The sequence below is a fragment of the Cellulosilyticum sp. genome (genome assembly GCF_982396655.1).
In genome coordinates this window covers 101,473-122,493 of record NZ_CEVXFV010000006.1, presented here as the reverse complement: position 1 = coordinate 122,493, position 21,021 = coordinate 101,473, and the positions used below count along the sequence as shown (strand labels likewise).

The following is a 21,021-nucleotide window of genomic DNA, read 5'->3' as shown; positions in this document are numbered from 1 at the left end:
ATAACTAAAATAATTTTTGACAAACATGTCCTACATAGACGTATAAGATTCATAAAAGGTGGTTTATTGAATATATTTTTTTGAGGAGGGTTGCATAATGAGGCAAAAAAAGAATTATCGCGAATTGTTTAATGGCATTGAGGTACCTATAGAGCTAGAAAATGGGCAGCAGGTTATTCCTATCAATTTCGATAATGGTGCAACAACACCACCATTTAAACAGGTAGATAGTTTTGTGTCTGAAAATATACTTATGTATGGCTCAGTAGGGCGTGGTGGTCATAAGTCTGGATATTGTACGAGAGCCTATGAATTATCTAAAAAAGAAGTATTAAATTTTTTTAATGTTTCTGAGGAAGATGGATATGAAGTTATTTACGTTAAGAACACTACGGAAGGTATTAATTTACTAGCGAATATGTTATGTGACCGTAGTAATTGCAAGGTTTTAACGTCGAGAATGGAACATCATGCAAATGATTTGCCTTGGCGAAGATTAGCAAATGTATTGTATGTAGAAGTGGATAAAGAAGGTAAAGTGGCATTAGAGGAAATGGAATATATACTTAAAAGATCATTAGGGACGATTAAATATGTAACAATGACGGCAGCAAGTAATGTTACGGGATATACAGCAGATATTCATAAGCTGGCTAGAATAGCTCATCAATATGGTGCACATTTAATAGTGGATGTTGCACAACTTGTTGCCCATAGAGAAATTGATATTAAAGGGGAAGTCCCAGAAGAGGCAATAGATTTCTTAGTATTTTCTGGACATAAGATGTATGCACCTTTTGGGAGTGGTGTGGTGATTGCGAAGAAAGAGTTTTTAAAGAATAAGGTCCCTTTTTTACAAGGTGGAGGAACAGTTGAGGCTGTTTTTGATTATGATGTTTACTATAAGGATACTGGAGCAAGGGATGAAGCAGGAACACCTAATTTTTTAGGGGTGATGTCTATAGTGGCAGCTATGACTGTTTTGAAAACTATTGGATTTGAGGAGATAGAGCGTCATGAAAGTGTACTTAGGAAGCAATTGATAAATGGATTAAGTGCGATACCAGGAATCATTTTATACGGCGATCCGATGGCGGAGAATAGAGTGGGTGTTGTTCCTTTTAATATAAGAGGTATTCATCATAGCGAGGTTGGTAGATTACTTCAAGAAATAAGGGGAATAGCTGTAAGGACAGGGTGCTTTTGTGCGCAACCTTATGTTATGCGACTTTTAGGGGTGACGGATAAAGAGAGATATAGATATTTAGAAAAACCACGTCTTCAAAAGCCTGGTATGATTCGTGCCAGCTTTGGATTGTATAACACGGAGGAAGAAGTGGATGAATTTTTGGATACAGTGGAGTTCATTGTGAAGCATTATCAGTAACGAATAAAAAATAAAAAATAAAAGATTGGAGGCCTATGGCCTCCTTTATTCTTCATAGCTGGGGTGAAGAAGAGTTGTTAGTTTGATGAAGTCTTCTTTGCGGAGACAGTCAATGATGAAGAGGAGAAGCAGGTAGATTAAGGAACTTAGAATAAGGGCCAAAATGAGGATAGGGGTAGTTGCTAGATTGTAGTGAAAGCATAGGTTTAATATAAGTTTGGAAAAAGTTGCACCGCCTAAGGCTGCTAGAAGAGGTTTAAGAATCCAGTTAGAGACTTGAACCTTAAGCTTGGTAGAGTCTAGTAGTTTATTGAAGTTAAGGGTAGAGGTCATAATATTACTAATAATCATAATACCTATAAAACTAGAAATTCCTTTGATAGGTAAGAAGAAATAAATCGTTGTAATACGAAATAGTGTGTCAAAAATACTATATTTGAGGCAGCTTACTTGTTTTCCTAAGCCTTTTAGGATGCCATCCGTAACAACTTCTACATACATAAATGGTACAATTAAAGCTAAGATACGTAGCATTTTGCCAATTTGTTTATTGTGATAAAGGACAAGGCCTATTTCATCAGCATAGTTAATGAATAAACTGGCAGCAAAAAGGCTAAGCATGAAGGTGAATTGAATAACTTTGTTTACAGTGTAGTTAACACGTTTTTTTTGCTTTAATATATTTGCCTTTGCAATTTCAGGAATAAGTGTTGTAGAAAAGGCTGTTAAAAAAGCAGAGGGAAAAAAGAGTATAGGAATAACCATACCTTTTAACATGCCATATAAACTAAGTGATACCGCAGAACTCTCCCCATATTTTCTAAGGCCAGAAGGAATAAGGATGTTTTCAGCAGATACAAAAATACAAGAGACATAGGAGATGGCAGCAATGGGAAGTGCAACCTTGAGAAGTCTGCTAAAAAGGTCTTTAGAAGAAGAAGGCCTTTCAATGGTGTAAGAGACACGTTTTCGGCTTAATATATAGAGTGAAAGGAGAGAGCTCCAAGAGACAACTTCACCAATAGTGAGACAGAGGCCAATAAGGCCATAGGTGTAAACTTGATTACTAGTATGTTTTAAGCTTAGTATAAGAAGTGTAAGCCCTACTTTAACAACTTGTTCAATCATTTCGCTACTGGCGGGGAGGCTTGCTTTTTTAGTTGCATAAAAGTATCCTTTAAAGCAGGAAGAACATGCAATAAAAGGGATGCTCAGTGATAAAATGCGTAGACTTAAAATAGCACGTTCATCTTGGACAAAGTTAGTGGCAATAAAAGGTGCAAGCCAAAAGAAAGCAGTACCCACAAGGAAGCTTAAGATAACACTAAAACTTAAAGCTACGTGCATAACGCGAGACACATTATGTAGATGCTTTTGTCCAAGTTCTTCTGCAACGACTTTTGAAACAGAGGTACTAAGACCAGCAGAAGCAAACACAATAGCAATCATATAAAAAGAGACGATGAGGTGATAAAGCCCCATGCCTTCAGAGCCTAACATATTAGATAAAAATACAATGGAAATCATATTTAAGGTACGGGTAAAAAAAGATGTAAAGGTCAAGATAATAGTACTTGTAATAAGGCCTTGCTCTTTCACATTCATTTCCTCCAATATAAACTATTTTAAATAAAGTATATGTGGACAAATCCTTTTTAGTCCGTTAAAAAATAAAAAGATGAGGTAATAACATGAAATCAAAAAGAGAAAAACTCCCTAATCGTGTAGAGTTGGGACCAGTAGTAGATAGACAAAAGAAATATGCAAAGACAATAGGTCTTACCTTACCAGAAGGTATTACAAAAAGTGATGCAGAAGCACTCATTAATAGAGAGTTAGATAATGATGAAGCAGCTGTAAGCGGGCTTATTGCTTATGCTAGAAGTAAGGAGATACTATGCTCAGATTATGTAGGAAATAAATATTTACATAATCTTTTATTTGACCATTTAGAAGAAGCAGATAAAGCAGCCTTTTTCTGTTTTTGCGTTTACAAATTCTTCGTAAGAGAAGCAGAGGAAGCAGGTAATTTAGAAGAGGATTGTCATAGCCAGCTTTTCATAAAGTTTGGAGAAGAAAAAGCAAAAGATTACTATTTTACAGCCTCTTTAGATGAATATTACGGCGAAGAAATTGTTTACTTCGGGAAGTGTGAAAGAGTGGTAAATGGTAAGAAAAAAACAATTTATGGTGGGAGCGTTTTAACGAGAGCTTACAAAGAAACATATGCATATTTAAAGGAAAATAATCTAATATAGAAAAATAAGCTATAAAATAGCATTTATAAAGGGGCAAATAGGGGTTAAAGTAGGTATTAAAGTAGGTGTTTAAGTAAGGTTAAAGAAAAACTTTAAGAAATTAAGCGTTGTTTGTGTATTTTTGGAAATATAAGGAGATACTTCTATAAAAGGAGTGAGATAAATGAGTATGCAAGCAACATTGATGAAGAAGTTTCTAAACCGTTTTGATGGCACAGCCTTCGATGTTATGTTTGAAACGGGAGAAGAATTTCACATTGGCACTTTGCCCTCTAAATTTAAGGTAGTTTTTCATAAGCCTGTCCCCTATAAAGACCTTTTAAAGAGTACATCCTTAGCTCTAGGTGAAGCATATATGAATGGTGAGATGGAAATAGAAGGCGACTTAGTGATGGCCTTAGATGAAATCTTCAAATATCAAAGTAAGTTCATTACAGACAAACATGCTATGAAGAAGATTTTATATACTTCTGTTTCTAAGGGAAACCAAAAGAAGGAAGTTGCCTCTCATTATGATATAGGCAATGAGTTCTATAAATTATGGTTAGACCCTACTATGAGTTATTCATGTGCTTACTTTAAGGAAGAGGATAATACGCTAGAGGAGGCTCAAACTAACAAGGTACATTATATCTTAAAGAAATTAAATTTACAGGCGGGAATGAGTCTTTTGGATATAGGTTGTGGCTGGGGATTTTTATTAATTGAAGCAGCAAAGAAATATAAGGTGCATGGCCTCGGCATCACTTTAAGTAAGGAACAATGCAAAGAATTTAAACAACGTATTGCAGAAGAAGGACTTGAAGAATACTTAGAAGTACAACTTATGGACTATAGAGATTTAAAGCATATGGAACGTAAGTTTGACCGCGTTGTAAGTGTAGGTATGTTAGAACATGTAGGTAGAGAAAACTACGAACAATTTTTCAAGAGCGTAGATGCAGTGCTTAAGGAAAAGGGCGTATTTTTACTACATTATATTAGTGGGCTTAAAGAACATCCTGGAGATGCATGGATTAAGAAGTATATTTTCCCAGGAGGAGTTATTCCAAGTTTGAGAGAAATCTTAGATTTATCAGCAGACTATGGTTATTATGTAAGAGATGTAGAAAGTTTAAGACAGCATTATGTTAGAACGCTTCTTTATTGGCATGATAACTTTGAACGCAATATTGACCAAATACGAAAAATGTTTGATAAACGTTTTATACGTATGTGGCGCATGTATTTGTGTTCGTGTGCAGCTAGCTTTAATAATGGTGTTGTAGATTTACACCAAATTGTTTTTACAAAAGGCGTTAACAATAGCTTACCTGAAACGAGAGATTATTTATATAAAGATTAATGTTTTTATACATGAATTGATAAATTGTGGCATTTTCTACAATTTTTGATTCATGTATATTTTTGTGTAAAATAGTTTTAGTTATTATAATTTACACTAATTTACAAATAAAGTATAATAATACTATATTATACTTTAGGGGGACAACATGAAGAAGACAAAGAGTATAAAAGTACAATTAGTAAGAAACTTTGGTGTGTTAATTGTAGGTTTTGGACTTATTATAGGAGGGATAACTTCCAATATAAGTAGTAATCTGATCATTCGGAGAGAGGAGAGAAATTTAAACTTACAAATATCACAGTTAGTAAGAACGTTGGAAAATCAATTAGAATCTAATAAGAGACTTATTGAAGTAGTTGCTAGAAGACCAGAACTAAGTGATCCCAATAGTACAATAAAGGAAAAAGGAAAAGTTTTAGAGCAGGAAGCTCAAAATTTAGGTTTACAGCATCTACAATTGGTAGATTTACAGGGAAACTTATATGATGAATCTGGAAAATTCTTATTAAAGGTGTCAGGAGCTAATGAATATGAAATGGCTAAGAGAGGCGAAACTACATATTCTAGCATTATTGATAGGGGGGAAGGAAAAACTGTATCTTTAGGTGCACCAATTAAAGACAAGGAAGGAAATATTATAGGCGTGTTAATGGGAGTCTATGAAATGAAAAGTTTCATAGAGCAGATTGAGCAGGTATCAGGGACATTTATATTGTTAGATAATAGCAATGGGAGAGTTATTGCACAATCTGTAGCAAGTAGTGAAGATTTTCCAGAGAAGATAACGATTCAAAATTCGGATAAAGAAGATGCGATGCAAGCGATTTATACGAGTATGTTATTAGGCGAAGAGGGTACAGTTATGTATACAGATGATAAGGGTGAAAAAAACTATATTAGTTATGCACCTATTCAAATGGCAAATTGGTCTTTAGCCCATATTGAATCTACTCAGAATCTATTAAGTAGCATAAATGTATTAATGGCATTAGTGGGTGGGGTGTCGATTGTAATAACAATCATTTCACTCATAATTGTATATAGTATTGCAAGAAAAATTGGTAAAGGAATAGAGGGACTTACCAATCATTTAAATACTTTTGAAAAAGGAGATTTTTATACACCTGTAGATGAGAAGTTATTTCTACAAAAAGGAGAAATTGCTGTAGCAGCACAGGCAATGGAGAGTGTAAGAAATGCAGTTGGACAAGTGATAGAGGGGATTCAATATAATGCAGAGCATATTACAGAAGAAGTACAAGGCTTAACTTGTGTTGCACAAAATGTATTAGAAAATTCCTCTAGTATTTCTGAGGCAACTAGTGAGGTAGCTAGAGGCGTCACAGAACAATCTAATGATCTTGTAAATATTGGCGTATTTATAGAGGATTTTGGGAGACAGCTACAAGAGGTAGTAGATACTGTTTCAGCTATTGTTGATAAGGCTAGGGGTATTAATGAGGTAGTTAAAGAAGGTGAAAAAACAACGATTGGATTAATTGATTCGGTAAGTGCTACAGGATGTGTGTTTAAGGAATTTACTCAAAAAATACAAGACCTTAGCGATAATATTTCTCAGATTACAAATATTACACAAATCATTAATGGGATTGCAGAGCAGACAAATCTCTTAGCACTTAATGCATCTATTGAAGCAGCTAGGGCGGGAGAAGCAGGAAAAGGTTTTGCAGTAGTTGCAGGAGAAATTAGAAAGTTAGCAGAACAGGTTAAAGGGTCATCTCAAACAATTAATCATTTAATTAAAGGTGTTGAAAAAGAAGCTGATATTATGATTGCAAGTACAACGATTTTAAATGCAGAAGTCGATGGACAAATGAGCAACATTGATAAGACACTTACAAGTAATAGGAATATAGGAGCTGCCATACAAGAAGCGATAGAAGCTATTGAAATAATTAATGAAAAGACACAAAATGTAGCTAAACAGAAAAATGAGATTATAGAACGTGTAGAAAGTGCAACAGCAGTAGCTGAAGAAGTAACAGCATCTACTCAGGAAATCTCAGCGACTGCAGATGATGCTAAAAATCAAGCATACAAGGTGGACTTAGCTGTGGAGGCATTAAGTCAGGCGGTAACGCTTATGAGAGAAGAAGTCAAAAGACTGCAAGCATAATGTGTAAGCGTTTTGTGGAACTTGCCTTAAGGGCTACGACATAAATACTTTAAATCCTTTAACAAATCTTATAAAAAATAACTTATTTATTCTATGGTAAAGAGAAAAGATATAGCTAGGGTTATTATTTAAGAAATGTTACAATAGAATAAATAGAACATGCTTTTTATTAAAACTTCAATAGGGTAAAAGGGGGCACGAAAATATGAATACAGATAAACAAACATTAATTGAATTTTTATGTGAGGCTAAGAAAAATACCTATGCAGCACAGCAGAATGAGGTAAGAGGTACAAGACCAACTTCACATGATTTTTTGTATGAAAAAGATGACCTTAAATATATTGATACCTATCTGGGAAGTGAACAATTTGTAGGAGAAGAAGCCTTATGGGAGGATAATGTACCAGTATGGGGACTTAATTATACTGGCAGAGCTACAAGCCCAGACTTTGATATAAGTGTTTTAAAAGAAGCATTAAAGAAAAGTACACCAGAATATCCTTATAGAGGGCCAAAAGTTTTTGTAAAAGGAGATTATACATACAAATGCCGAGTAGAAGGCGACTTTGAATGGTTTGTAGGGTGCGAGAAAATCATGTACAAAGGTGAAAAAGTATATGAATCAATGTTCCAAGGCGGGCTAATTAAATAGAGAGATGTAATTGCTATTAGCTGCTGTTTACGGGATTTGTAAATCGCTAAACTTAGAATTTAAAGCAATTCATCAAATCTCTCCAAAGGCAGACCAGTAGCAAATACATCTCTTTGCCCCTTGAGGGGGAATGCCAGATTTTCAGGCGATAGAGTGAGATAGCGTCAGGTTAAATAGTAAAAATAATTAAAGAGATAAAGAATAAGAGAAGACATGTATGAAACGAAGTTTCATACATGTCTTCTCTTATGATAATAAGTTCACTTTCTGTGGAAGCGGGGGTATTGCGTAAAAACATACCGACGCCAGCTGCTGCTAAAAACATTGGTGGGTGTAGATAAGTGGCATTATTAATTTTATCTATGCCCCTCCTACCGCCACTCAGCGGCTGGCTGGAGGCCGTTCTTTTACTCAATCACTGGAGCAGTTTTCTTTTCTTTGATTTGATCGAGTTTGATAAAGAGTCCAGCTAGAAGTGTTCCTGTGATAGAGTGCCATACACAAGATACTGCTGAAGCTACGGCGGCTTCTGGAAGTGCACTGAAGTGAGCAGACGCTAGATTTGTAGCAAGACCGGCATTTTGCATACCTACTTCAATAGAGATAGTACGTTTTTTTGCTGGAGACATTTTAGTAAGGACACCTACTGTATAGCCTAAGATATAACCAAGTGTATTATGTAAGAAAATCGCAATGAAGATTGTGATACCTGATGTAAAGAAGGCACTGCCGTTAGATGAAATAACACCGCCAACGATACAAGCGAGTCCAATTACTGAGATGCCGGGCATAACGCCTTGAATATCTTTGAAGGTTTTCTTTTGACCTAAGAAGTAGTTTAAGAGGAAACCAACAGCAATAGGCAAGATTGTAACTTGCAAAATAGACTTAAACATTGCCATAGCACTTACATCAATTGTTTCACCAGCTAGTAAAAGAACTAAAACAGGTGTTAGGATTGGTGCAAGAAGTGTAGAGGCTGTGGTCATACCTACAGAGAATGGGACATCTCCTTTACATAAGAAACTCATGATATTAGAAGATACACCGCCAGGACAGCATCCTACGAGAATTAAGCCTACAGCAATACCAGGAGAAAGATTAAGTACTTTTGAAACTGTAAAGGCAATGAGTGGCATGAGTGTATATTGAGCTACTGCCCCGATGAAGATATCAAGAGGTCTTTGTGCCAAAATCTTAAAATCTTCTACGGTAAGTGTCATACCCATTGAAAGCATAATGATGCCTAAGATAATAGTTTGTGTATTCCCCTTTACCCAAGCAAATGAACTAGGCACAATAAAGGTAAAAATGGCAATAATGATAATGAATATAGAAGTTTGTCTTGATAAAAATTGACTACATTTTTTTAAAGCATCCATAAATACTCCTCCTAAAAATAAATTTGTTTTATTATACAACTTTATGAATAAAAATGAAATATATTAATAAATAAAATATATTAAATATTCAACCTAAGATGATTTAAAAACATAGGAGGATAAATTAGGAATAAAAGGAAATATAAAAGGAATAATAACCCTATACGTGAAATCATAACAAGAAGGGATGATACAATGAAGAAATACGTATGTACCGTATGCGGTTATATTTATGAAGGAGATGCACCTCCAGAAAAATGTCCTATTTGTAATGCAGGTAGTGATAAGTTCAAAGAGATGGAAGGAGAGTTACAGTGGGCAGATGAACATAGAATTGCTGTAGCTGATGGTGTTGATCCACAAATTCTTGAAGATTTAAGAGCAAATTTCATGGGTGAATGTACTGAAGTAGGTATGTATATTGCTATGGGAAGACAAGCTGATAGAGAAGGATACCCTGAAGTTGCTGAAGCATATAAGCGCATTGCATACGAAGAAGCAGATCATGCTTCTAGATTTGCAGAGCTTTTAGGTGAAGTGGTGAAAGCGGACACTAAGGCAAACTTAAAGGCTAGAATTGATGCGGAATATGGTGCTTGTCAAGGTAAAAAAGCACTTGCTACACTAGCAAAACAACAAAATTTAGATGCTATTCATGATACTGTACATGAAATGGCAAAAGATGAAGCAAGACATGGTTGTGCTTTTAAAGGCCTATTAGACAGATATTTTAAAGACTAGTTTATTTAAGGAGCACTAAGGAGGACAAAAATATGCCAAAAATTAGTTGTAGTGTAGGAACATGTTCTTATAATCAAGACCAACAAAGATGTTGTGCAAGTATTGTAAATATAGGAGGAAAGGGTTCACAAGATTCAGGATGTACATGTTGTGGAACCTTTCTTAATCGATTAGGTTATAGTGATTTAGCACAATATACCAACAATAGAGGAGATATTGATGCAATTCTTTGCCGCGTTGATACTTGTGTCTATAACACATCAGAACATTGTACGCTTAATGAGATACAAGTAGGCAGCAAAACTGAAGCTGATATTTATACAGAAACGGACTGTTTAAGCTTTAAGAAAAAATAAAGGATTTAATTAACAATTTTAGGGAACATATTACTGGCTCAAAAAATATCATATTATAGAAGCATATTTTTATGAGGTAGCAATATGAATTATAAGATAATTTCAGCTATAGGATTAGGTACGCTTGCTCTTAAGAGTTTATCTGGAGGCACTTTTATTAGTAAGAGTGAAGGAAGAGAAGGCAGCCCTAATGAGCAAACACCAATTACAAATATATTTGAATCTAAGTTAGATGATTATATTAGTGATGAATATGGCGTTACTTTTAAATATCCATCAAGTTGGAACAAAAATCCACGTTATGAAAATAAATACGAAGGACCAAGTGGATTTTTCGAAGTAAGTGGATTTGAAGGTAATGGAAATGATATAGATGCAGCTGTACAGGAGCAGATTAATGAGCCATATATGCCATATGGTTCTAATCCAACAGTTAGAAGGTTAACGGTAGATGGTCAGCCAGCTAGGGAGATTATACCTTCAGAAGATCAGGGAGAACTTATAAGTGATAGGGACGTGGCACTCGTTGTACAGTATAAGAAACCTATTATTGTAGAGGGGATACCGTATTCTTATCTAATTGTTTGGACTAATAGAGAAAACTTACCATTAATTATTAGAAGTTTAAAATTCATTTAATATAGAGAAACCGACTATAGCTTTAAAATATACATCACATAAATAGGTTTCTCACAATGATTTCACATGATTAAAAATCATGAATAACTAAAATTTATAAATGTGAAATCTATATAGAGAAAACAACTAAAACCTTGAAATATACATGTACGTAAATTGTTTTCTCCTAATGATTTCACATTGCTAAAAACTATGAATAACTAAAATTTATAAATGTGAAATCTATAGGTAAGTAGTCGTAAAATATATAGCAATGTGCAAGTGAATTTAATGAAAGGAGTCGACAATATTTAGTATATGTTGACTCCTTTTATTTTGAATGATGATATAAATTATTTATGTTTAAAGTGTATGGATATCTTGTAAAAATGGGTAAACTATGATAAAATAGCAAAGATTAAAGGACAAACGCTGTGAAAAGAAGAGTAAATCTAGGAGACTTTCAAAGAGAGCTTCGGCAGCTGAAAAGAAGCAAGTAGAATAGATTGAAGATGGTCTTGGAGTGGTGCACCGACAACTTCTATAAAATACGTTATTAAGGCGTATAGGCTTTTAGAGGTCTAGGCTGCAACAGGGGTTGCCTGTTATAGCAACAAAGTATAAGCTATCAAAGCAGACAAATGCTTAGTAGTCGTACTTACTAAGGTTTATGTCGTGAGACATAAATGAATTAGAGTGGTATCACGAGTGTATATAATGCCTCGTCTCTATGAAAATGTGTTAAGCAATCATAGAGGCGAGGCTTTTTTGCTTTTAAGTGGCTAAAATATTAGTGAAAAGTGAAAAATGAAAAGTGAAAAGTTAATATTAAAAAGGAGTGAAGGAAAATGAGTAAACCAACATTTTATATTACAACACCTATTTATTATCCAAGTAATAAACTTCATATTGGACATTCATACACAACAGTAGCAGCAGATGCTATGGCTAGATATAAACGTCTTCGCGGTTATGATGTTATGTTCTTAACAGGAACAGATGAACATGGTCAAAAAATTGAAAGACGTGCAGCAGAAGAAGGCGTTACGCCACAAGCATTCGTGGATAATATTGTAGACTGGATTAAAGATCTGTGGAAAACTATGGATATCAGTTATGATAAATTCATTCGTACAACAGATAAAGAGCACAAAGAAACAGTACAAAAAATCTTTAAAAAACTTTACGACCAAGGTGATATTTACAAAAGCGAATATGAAGGCCTTTACTGTACACCATGTGAAAGTTTCTTCACAGAGCACCAATTAGTAGATGGCAAATGTCCAGACTGTGGTAGACCAGTAGAAAAAGTAAAAGAAGAATCTTACTTCTTCAAGCTTTCTAAATATCAAGATCGTCTTATTGAGTACATTGAATCTCATCCAGAATTCATTCAACCTCAAACAAGACAAAATGAGATGATTAACAACTTCTTAAAACCAGGTCTTGAAGATTTATGTGTATCTCGTACATCATTCAAATGGGGTATTCCAGTAGAATTCGATCCAGGTCACGTTGTATACGTATGGCTTGATGCGTTATCAAACTATATTTCAGCGCTTGGGTACTTACAAGCAGATGATAGCAACTTTAAGAAATTCTGGCCTGCAGATGTACATTTAGTAGGTAAAGAAATTATTCGTTTCCATACAATCATTTGGCCAGCAATGCTTATGGCACTTGACCTTCCACTTCCAAAACAAGTATTTGGTCATGGATGGCTTGTAATCAATGGTGGTAAAATGAGTAAATCTCAAGGGACAGTAGTAGATCCAAGTGTACTTGTAGGACGTTATGGCAGTGATGCGATTCGTTATTTCTTACTTCGTGAAATCGCATTTGGTCAGGATGGAAACTTCTCAAATGAAGCACTTATCTCAAGAATTAACTCTGACCTTGCAAATGACCTTGGTAACTTAACATCAAGAACAGTTGCCATGATTGAAAAATACTTCGGTACACTTCCAGAAGCACAAGAAGGCAATGAGTTTGATGCTGACGTTCAAAACGTTGTTAAAGAACAAATCGCTAAAATGGAAGCAAACATGGAAAAATTATTCTTCAACAATGCCCTTGAAGATATTTGGGTAATTATTAGAAGAATGAACAAATATATTGATGAAACAATGCCTTGGGTACTTGCAAAAGATGAAGCAAATCATGCAAAATTAGCTGGTGTACTTTACACACTTTCAGAAGTTATTCGTATTGTCAGCATCATGATTGAGCCATTTATGCCACAAACACCAGAAAAAATCTGGGCACAGTTTGGCATCACAAGAGGCGAACTTACTGCATGGGATTCAATCCATACATTTGGCACACTTCCAAAAGCAGTAGCAGCTAAAAAAGGTGAAAACATGTTCCCACGTATTGATAAAGAAAAAGAATTAGCAGTACTTGAAGCACATGCGCCAACAGCAGAGAAAAAAGAAGAACCAAAACAAGAAGCTAAAAAAGCAGATAAAAAAGCTGCTAAAGAAGAACAAGTAGATGAAGTATCAGAAATTACAATTGATGACTTTGCAAAAGTTGAACTTAAAATTGGTGAAGTTATTGAATGTGAAAAAGTGCCAAAAGCTGATAAACTTTTAGTTTCTAAAATTAAAATCGGTGAAGAGGTAAGACAAATCGTATCTGGTATCGCAGCATACTATACACCAGAAGAATTCGTTGGTAAAAAAGTAGTCGTTGTAACAAATCTTAAACCAGTTAAACTTCGTGGCATTCTTTCTCAAGGTATGGTACTTTGTGCATCTGATGACAATGGCAACTTAGTAGCAGTAGGACCTCTTGGTGAAATGGTAAGCGGGGCAACTGTACGCTAATTAACCTATACCCATAGAAGTTTATGGAAAAAAGTCAAAAGCTTAAAATAAGACTTGACTTTTATGTGAACCTATACCATAATGTTTATGGTTAAATTAAAAACAAGATAACATTAATATATGAGACAGCAGATGGGCGGCTTGACTACCCATTAGCTGTCTCTTTTTTTATGTTCAAATATGAATTTGAGGAGGAAGATTTATGAAGAAGGTATTTAAGGATAAAGCATTCCTAAGCACAATGTTTATGCTTGCGATACCTATTACACTTCAAAGCTTTATTACATCTTCATTAAACTTAGTGGATACAATGATGGTAGGAAGTTTGCAAGAAACAGCCATTTCAGCTGTAGGGCTTGCTAACCAGTATATGTTTGTGTTTACACTTTGTCTAATGGGAATTAATGCGGGTGCAAGTGTATTTATGTCGCAGTTTTGGGGGAGTCGTGACTTAAAAGGGATAAGAACATTTTTAGGTGTGGACTTAACAGTAGGTATGATGGCTTCATTATTATTTGGGGGCATTGCATTCTTTGCACCACATATAGTAATGGATATTTTATCAGATGATCCAGCTGTAATAGAATTAGGTGTAAGTTACCTTAAAATAGTAGCCATAAGTTGTTTATTCATGGGGATTACACAAGCTTATTCATCTGCCCTTAGAAGTACAGAGCAAACGAAAGTACCTATGTTTGCCAGTCTTATTGGTGTAGGTGTTAATGTTGTTTTAAACTGGATATTAATTTTTGGTGAATTTGGATTTCCTGCAATGGGTGTAAATGGTGCAGCATTGGCTACAACTATTGCACGACTTGTAGAAGTTGTATTTATAGTGGGTGTTGTGTACCTTAGTAAGAATCAAGTAGCAGCCAAGTTTAAAGAGTTAATAGACTTTAATATGGAGACTCTGAAAATGTATTTTAAAACATCATGGTCTGTTATCGTAAATGAACTTGTTTTCTCAATTGGCTCAGCAGCATATGCTGTAGCTTATGCTAAAATTAGTACAGATGCTTCTGCAACAATGCAGATATGTACAACACTCATCAATATGTTCTTTATATTCCTAACAGGAATAGGAACTGCAGCAGCTATTATGATTGGTAATAAGATTGGGGCAGGAGAAGAGGATACAGCACATACATATGCCTCACATGTTTCAAAATTAACACCATTTGTGGGCATTGCATTAGGTGTTGCCATGTGGTTATTAGCACCTATTGTAGTGAGTTGGTTTAATATTAAACCAGAGACTTATGTGGCAGCAATTAAAGTCCTTCGTGTAATGGCTGTATTCATGCCGCTTAGAACGTTTAATGCCATCATGATTATTGGTGTATTTAGAGGAGGCGGTGATACAACATATTCTATGCTTGTACAAGCAGGAACAATTTGGTTGTATTCGGTACCATTAGCATTTCTAGGTGCCGTAGCCTTTAAACTACCGGTATATAGTGTATTCTTCTTAGTATGTACAGAAGAAATCGTAAAAATACCATTTGAATTAGCCCGCCTAAAATCAGGGAAGTGGCTCAAAAATCTAATTGCATAAATTTTCAAAGGGATTGTGATTAATTTATTTTTATCACAATCCCTTTTTTACAGGCTTGATGGAATAGGATAAGCAAGAAATCTACTTCACTTAAAATTTGAATGATATTCAATTTTTTACATAAAAATACTTTAGTTGATAAGCCTTTATGCCGATAATATAATGTTAGTATACATAAAAATATAAATTAAGATTATCTAGGAATCTTTATTCATTAGTATAGAAAATATAATTAAAAATAATTAAAGTTTAAAAAGGTAAATGTGAGGATGAAAGTATGTTTACAATTATAATTTGTGAGGATGAAAAAGCTCATAGGGAGCAGCTTAAAAAATATCTAGGACCTATACTAAATGAATTAGAAGTTTTACATGAATTTATTGAATATGAAACAGGAGAACAGTTGCTTAATAATTATTCACAGAAGGCACAACTGATCTTTTTAGATATACAAATGGGAAAATTAACAGGGATGGAAACTGCAAGAAGGATAAGAGAAATTGATGAAGAAATAGATATTATTTTCTTATCTGGGAGTGCGAGTTATATGCAAGAAGGATATGAAGTAAATGCAAAACGTTATCTGACAAAGCCCATTTCTGCTGAAGAATTCAGGAGACAAGTTAAACCATGCATACAAACAATTTTAAAGAAACAAGAAGAATATATCTGGATTAAAAGTGGATATGCTTCTTATAAACTTTTAGTTCATGACATTCTATATGCAGAAACATATGGAAGAAAAGTTAATATACATACAAGACAGAAGATATATGATACGCATATAAGTCTAGGTCAAATAGAAAAACGATTAGATAAAGAACAATTTTTTAGATGTCATAGAGGATATTTAGTTAACCTGCAATATATCGAGGGGATTGAAAAAGAATATTTGATTATTGCTGGAAATGAAGTACCTATTAGTCGTTTCAAAGTTAAAGACCTTAAAAAAGCCTTGGCTCAAATTATTGGAGAATGAGGATGATTCCTGAAGAGTATTTCATATTATGGGGATGGGCAGATGTATGTATATTATCACTTGTAAAAGTATATGTTTTTAGAGTGCTATCACAAATGATAGGAGACATTAAAATCCATAAAGCACTTTATAATATTTTATGTATTATGTTATTCGTTGTAGTCATGTTGATTAGGCTAAGTGATGAAAGTATCCTCGTATTATTTCTAGTGGGAGCAGGTGCCATTTGGATAGCATTAACATGTTCTTATGGGGCTTCATTAGTGCAGCGATGGATTTTATTAGTAAGTTTTGTAGCAACCATTATTATGAGTGAAACATTAACGCAGAGCATTATTTATGAAATTTATGCTTTAGAGATACCTAAAAATTTTATACATCTAAGAACTATATATTCTATAGGAATAATATTTACAGGGATAGTACTCATTGGCCAAATGCATATCTATAAACGACTAGAAATATGTATAAGGCATGATAGCTGGTCATGTGCAGGAGTTTTAATACCGATTATGATTAATTCTACAATAATGGTTATTGCATTTTATTACGCTAATTCGCATGGCATTAGTCTTGAGGTATTTGCCAAACCGTTAATATATATGGAAATAGGACTATTGTTAGCGAATACTGCAATAGTCTTTAGCGCCGTTAGACTTGCTAAATTTTATGAATTGGAGATGGAGCGCAGAGAAGCTCAAGAACGCTCCCAGTCGGAATATGAGTATTACTCACATTTAGAGGCAGAACAAGAACGCATTAGATTACTATACCATGATATTAATAATCATATTGCTTGTATTAAAGAAGTGGCTAAGGAACATGAAGAGCTTGCAAGGTATATTAATGCATTAGAAAAAGATGTACAGACAACTAAGGTGACTTATAAAACAGGCTGTTCTGTTGTAGATGCTATTTTAAGGCAGAAAAGCATCCTGTGTAATAAAAAACAAATCGAACTTGAAGTCAATTTGAATTTAACTAAGTGTGACTTTGTGGAGGATAAGGATTTATGTAGCATATTTGCAAATGCACTAGATAATGCTATTGAAGCCTGTGATAGAATTACAAGTGGTGATACTAAAAAGTATATTCATATGGAAAGTCAAGTAATCAGAGGCTTTTTGGTGGTCAAGATTAGAAATTCTAAAGAACATATGAATAAATGGATTGATAATCTATTAGTAACCCAAAAGAAAGATAAGAAGTTACATGGTTTAGGATTAAAAAATATTAAAAGAGCCTTAGAGAAATATGAAGGCGAATATATTATAAATGAAGAGGTAGATGAGTTTTATCTCAAATTAGTCATTCCTATGCAAGCGCCTAAAAAGTAGTTGAAACAATGAAGGTATCTATTTAAATAATGAAGGTATCTATTTAAACAACGAAAATATCTATTTAAACAACATAAGTGGCAATGAAGGAACAATCATGCTAAAGTGACATTAGGAAATAGATATTGAGGCAATAAACGGGGAGACTTGTTAATTAAGTTTGTACTATTAAGAAGTCAAAGTATATGTTGTAAACAAAGAAAAGCAACCATTTGGAGCAGATAACAAATGGTTGCTTTTCTTTGTTATGGTTGCTTTTGTATTTTATAGAATGGAAGTGTGATTTTTAACTAAATAAATTATTATTTAATTAAGTAAAGCAGTTTAAACGATAAAAATGTACATTCATACAATAAATATATGTAGGTAACTGGTAATGTGTTATATTAATTCCAGGAAATAGATATTGAGGCAAACAAATTATGGGGCGACTTTTAGTAATGGAGATGCTAAGAGTCAAAGAACAGTCATTCGGAGCAGATAACGAATGACTGTTTTTTGTTGTTTTATAAATTAAATAAATTATTATTTAATTAAATAAAGCAGTTTAAACAATAAAAATGTACATTCGTACAATAAATATATGTAAATGATTAATGGTGTGTTATATTAACTCCAGGAAATAGATATTGAGGCAAACAAATTATGGGGCGACTTTTAGTAACGGAGATGCTAAAGGTCAAAAAAAGACAGTCATTCGAAGCAGATAACGAATGGCTGTTTTTTTATATGTTAAAACTTGAATAAATACAATACATGTGTCATAGTTAAAATGTAAATATAAACAAGTTACTCATGAGGATAGTTAATAGACAAATACTGGAAACTAACTTATAATGAGTTAAAGAACATATGGCAAATGGGCTATGGAGGTACAAGGTGGAGTATATTGACTTAACGCTTCAAGTGAAAAAAACAAACCGTGTTTACAAGATGGCGGAAGCACAATTAAAAAAAGATATAGTTATGGGACATGTAGGAACGCACTTTGATGTATATGGGGATATTCAAGTGCCACTAGATTATATGCAAACGAGAGGGATATTATTTGATGTAAGCCATATACAAGATAGAGAAATTACTTGTGACGATATTGACTTAGATTATGTAAAACCTGGAGATTTCGTATTAATCCGTACAGGAGCTATAGAAAGACATCCGTATGGTAGTGGTTTATACTTTAGTGAGGGACCGAATTTATCATGGGAACTTATTCAAGAACTAGCTATGGAAGGCGTTAAATTTGTAGGGATTGATGCAGCAGACCTAAGAAAGGGCAAAGAGCATGCCGAAGCTGATAAGATATTTTTAAGTCGCGGCACCTTTGTTGTAGAGAACCTTACAAACCTTGATAAAATCAGACCGCAGGAAGTATGCAAGGTATTAACAATGTGGCATGAAGATCCAGAAGCAACAGGGGTTAAGTGCAGAGTAGTAGCTGTTCAGCCTAAAGCGGAAAGTGAAATATAAAGAAAGAGAAAGTCCTTAGAATATACAAGGATTGTTATAAACTATATAACAATAATTTGTGTATAAAGGGCTTTTTTGCATAATTTAAAGACAAGTTTGCTATAATCTAATAAAGTAGGAATCAATAACCTGGAAAGGAAGAATGGAAATGGGTATGAGGGATGAAAAAAATTATGCTTTAACCATGAAGGATTTAGGGTTAATTGTACTTATTATATTGATATATGGTATAGTTTCCTTTATTAATTTAGGAAGCTTTACAAATCCACAGACATTTTGGAATACTAAAGAGCAAGGTAACACAGTCATATTAGAGTTAAATAATGAAACAGCTATTAGCAAAATTAGACATTTCAGTGGTGCTAGATTTGGTAATTACAAGCTTTCAATTTCTAATGATGGTATTAATTATAGCGAAGTGGAAACATTAGAAGAACCTAAGGTATTTGCCTGGTTTGATACAGATTTTCCATATACATTTAAATATTTAAGGATTCAAGCAGAAGAAACAGACAGTATAATGGGAGAAATCTGTTTATATGATACAAGGGGGAATAGTGTCCCACTTGTAGCAGTAACAGAGGCAGCAAGCGCATTGATTGATGAAGGTGATATAGTACCTGAAGAAATTAGCTATTTAAATAGTACTTATTTTGATGAGATTTACCATGCAAGAACGGCCTATGAATATATTCATGATATGGATATATACGAATGGACACATCCACCACTTGGAAAGCTTATTATGTCCATCCCTGTAAGGGTACTTGGCATGTATCCATTTGCTTATAGACTAATGGGCAATATTGCTGGAATACTTATGTTAGCAGTTATTTATATTTTTGCTAAAAGGCTATTTGGAAAGACACGCTATGCCTTTTTAGCCAGTTTATTGTTTGCCGTCGATGGGATGCACTTTGTACAGACACGTATAGCGACAGTAGATAGCTATCTTGTGTTATTTATGATGCTGTCTTTCTTATTTATGTATCAGTATGTAAGGTGTAGTGCAAAGGGAAGTTTAAGTGTTAAACTCATAAATCTGTTATTCTCAGGTGTTTTTCTAGGTGCGGCGATAGCTACTAAATGGAATGGTGCTTATATGGCAGTAGGATTAGCAGTTATATTCTTTGCAGATTTATATAGTAAGCTTAGAGAAAGTTCATATTTTGGCAACTTTAAAGAGCAAGTACCTACTATTATAGGAAGTTGTGTGGTTTTCTTCATCCTTATTCCAGTAGGTATTTATTTAGCAAGCTATATTCCATTTTTCTTAAGGCCAGAAAATACAAGCTTGAAGGAGTTGTGGGATCTGCAACTTAAAATGTATCATTATCATGCAGATTTAGAGGCAACACATCCATTTACTTCACCATGGTATTTATGGCCACTAGATATTAAACCTGTATGGTATTATCAAGGGAATGTAAATGAGGGATTTGTAGCAAGCATTTCTGCGTTTGGTAATCCTATCATTTGGTGGAGCGGTATTTTAGGTATGTTATATTGCTTTAAGGAAGCTATTATTGAGCGAGATAAAGAATATACATTTTTAAGCATAGGGATTTTATCCGTATATCTTCCTTATGTATTAGTATCACGTATTATGTTTTTATATCATTATTTCCCAGTTGTACCACTAATGATATTAACACTGGTAGGACTTTTGAAGGCATTAGATGAAAGGTTTAAACGTTTTCATATTGTAAGATGGTTTAGTGTGATTGCAATATTAGCCTTTATATTCTTTTATCCGATTTATTCGGGGGCAACAATTCCAAGATGGTATGCGGCTTTGACGCAATGGATACCAGGTTGGTGGCATTTCTTTAATTAATAGATTAGTAGATTAATCGGTAAGAGTATTGGTACAAGATGTGAAAAATAGTCACAAAACAAAGATTTTATAATAAAATAATAGTACTAAGATAGAATATTTCACCCCAGAAGTCCTTAAATATCAAAATATG

16 protein-coding genes are annotated in these 21,021 nt (G+C 34.0%); 14 read left to right on the top strand and 2 right to left on the bottom strand.

Annotation, left to right across the window (positions count from 1 at the left end; translation table 11 throughout):
- The first annotated feature begins 97 nt into the window (after window positions 1–97).
- Entirely contained in the window at window positions 98–1,387 is a 1,290-nt protein-coding gene (locus AC1VAQ_RS04450; RefSeq protein ID WP_479903516.1) for an aminotransferase class V-fold PLP-dependent enzyme, read from the top strand.
- A gap of 45 nt (window positions 1,388–1,432) precedes the next feature.
- Here the strand turns inward: AC1VAQ_RS04450 and AC1VAQ_RS04445 are convergent, their stop codons facing one another.
- The gene (locus AC1VAQ_RS04445) at window positions 1,433–2,986 is read right to left on the bottom strand and encodes a putative polysaccharide biosynthesis protein (protein WP_479903515.1); all 1,554 of its coding nucleotides are present in this window, start codon (window positions 2,984–2,986) and stop codon (window positions 1,433–1,435) included.
- Between the two features lie 92 nt (window positions 2,987–3,078).
- Between AC1VAQ_RS04445 and AC1VAQ_RS04440 the strand changes: the two genes are divergently transcribed.
- From AC1VAQ_RS04440 to AC1VAQ_RS04425, 4 genes are all read left to right on the top strand, one after another.
- Window positions 3,079–3,645, top strand: coding sequence for a hypothetical protein (locus AC1VAQ_RS04440; RefSeq protein ID WP_302597092.1), 567 nt, complete (start codon window positions 3,079–3,081; stop codon window positions 3,643–3,645).
- Window positions 3,646–3,808: 163 nt separating this feature from the next.
- A complete protein-coding gene (locus tag AC1VAQ_RS04435) occupies window positions 3,809–4,990 on the top strand; it encodes an SAM-dependent methyltransferase (protein WP_302597093.1) in 1,182 nt (393 codons plus the stop codon).
- Between the two features lie 148 nt (window positions 4,991–5,138).
- Window positions 5,139–7,130, top strand: a complete 1,992-nt coding sequence (locus AC1VAQ_RS04430) for a methyl-accepting chemotaxis protein (RefSeq protein WP_302597095.1) — start codon at window positions 5,139–5,141, stop codon at window positions 7,128–7,130.
- 205 nt (window positions 7,131–7,335) lie between these two features.
- Entirely contained in the window at window positions 7,336–7,785 is a 450-nt protein-coding gene (locus tag AC1VAQ_RS04425; protein ID WP_302597096.1) for a DUF5680 domain-containing protein, read from the top strand.
- Between the two features lie 407 nt (window positions 7,786–8,192).
- Here the strand turns inward: AC1VAQ_RS04425 and AC1VAQ_RS04420 are convergent, their stop codons facing one another.
- Window positions 8,193–9,167 (bottom strand): bile acid:sodium symporter family protein, encoded by a 975-nt coding sequence (locus tag AC1VAQ_RS04420; protein WP_479903514.1) that lies wholly within the window; start codon window positions 9,165–9,167, stop codon window positions 8,193–8,195.
- Between the two features lie 195 nt (window positions 9,168–9,362).
- On the opposite strand from AC1VAQ_RS04420, the gene AC1VAQ_RS04415 reads away from it, so the two are divergent.
- The 9 genes from AC1VAQ_RS04415 (at window position 9,363) to AC1VAQ_RS04375 (ending at window position 20,888) form a co-directional block, all read left to right on the top strand.
- A complete protein-coding gene (locus AC1VAQ_RS04415; protein WP_302597098.1) occupies window positions 9,363–9,908 on the top strand; it encodes an NADH peroxidase in 546 nt (181 codons plus the stop codon).
- Between the two features lie 32 nt (window positions 9,909–9,940).
- Window positions 9,941–10,264: a DUF1540 domain-containing protein gene (locus tag AC1VAQ_RS04410; RefSeq protein ID WP_302597099.1), complete on the top strand. Its 324-nt coding sequence runs from the start codon at window positions 9,941–9,943 to the stop codon at window positions 10,262–10,264.
- 84 nt (window positions 10,265–10,348) lie between these two features.
- Complete coding sequence (locus AC1VAQ_RS04405; RefSeq protein WP_303243852.1) at window positions 10,349–10,903, top strand: hypothetical protein; 555 nt, start codon at window positions 10,349–10,351, stop codon at window positions 10,901–10,903.
- An 827-nt stretch (window positions 10,904–11,730) separates the two neighbouring features.
- On the top strand, window positions 11,731–13,710 hold the full coding sequence (gene metG, locus AC1VAQ_RS04400) for a methionine--tRNA ligase (protein ID WP_302597101.1): 1,980 nt from the start codon (window positions 11,731–11,733) through the stop codon (window positions 13,708–13,710).
- Window positions 13,711–13,912: 202 nt separating this feature from the next.
- The gene (locus tag AC1VAQ_RS04395; RefSeq protein WP_302597102.1) at window positions 13,913–15,265 is read left to right on the top strand and encodes an MATE family efflux transporter; all 1,353 of its coding nucleotides are present in this window, start codon (window positions 13,913–13,915) and stop codon (window positions 15,263–15,265) included.
- Between the two features lie 277 nt (window positions 15,266–15,542).
- Window positions 15,543–16,244: a LytR/AlgR family response regulator transcription factor gene (locus tag AC1VAQ_RS04390; protein ID WP_302597103.1), complete on the top strand. Its 702-nt coding sequence runs from the start codon at window positions 15,543–15,545 to the stop codon at window positions 16,242–16,244.
- A gap of 2 nt (window positions 16,245–16,246) precedes the next feature.
- Window positions 16,247–17,581: a sensor histidine kinase gene (locus tag AC1VAQ_RS04385; RefSeq protein WP_302597104.1), complete on the top strand. Its 1,335-nt coding sequence runs from the start codon at window positions 16,247–16,249 to the stop codon at window positions 17,579–17,581.
- Between the two features lie 879 nt (window positions 17,582–18,460).
- Window positions 18,461–19,051, top strand: a complete 591-nt coding sequence (locus AC1VAQ_RS04380) for a cyclase family protein (protein WP_302597105.1) — start codon at window positions 18,461–18,463, stop codon at window positions 19,049–19,051.
- 148 nt (window positions 19,052–19,199) lie between these two features.
- Entirely contained in the window at window positions 19,200–20,888 is a 1,689-nt protein-coding gene (locus AC1VAQ_RS04375; protein ID WP_302597106.1) for a phospholipid carrier-dependent glycosyltransferase, read from the top strand.
- The last annotated feature ends 133 nt before the right edge of the window (window positions 20,889–21,021 follow it).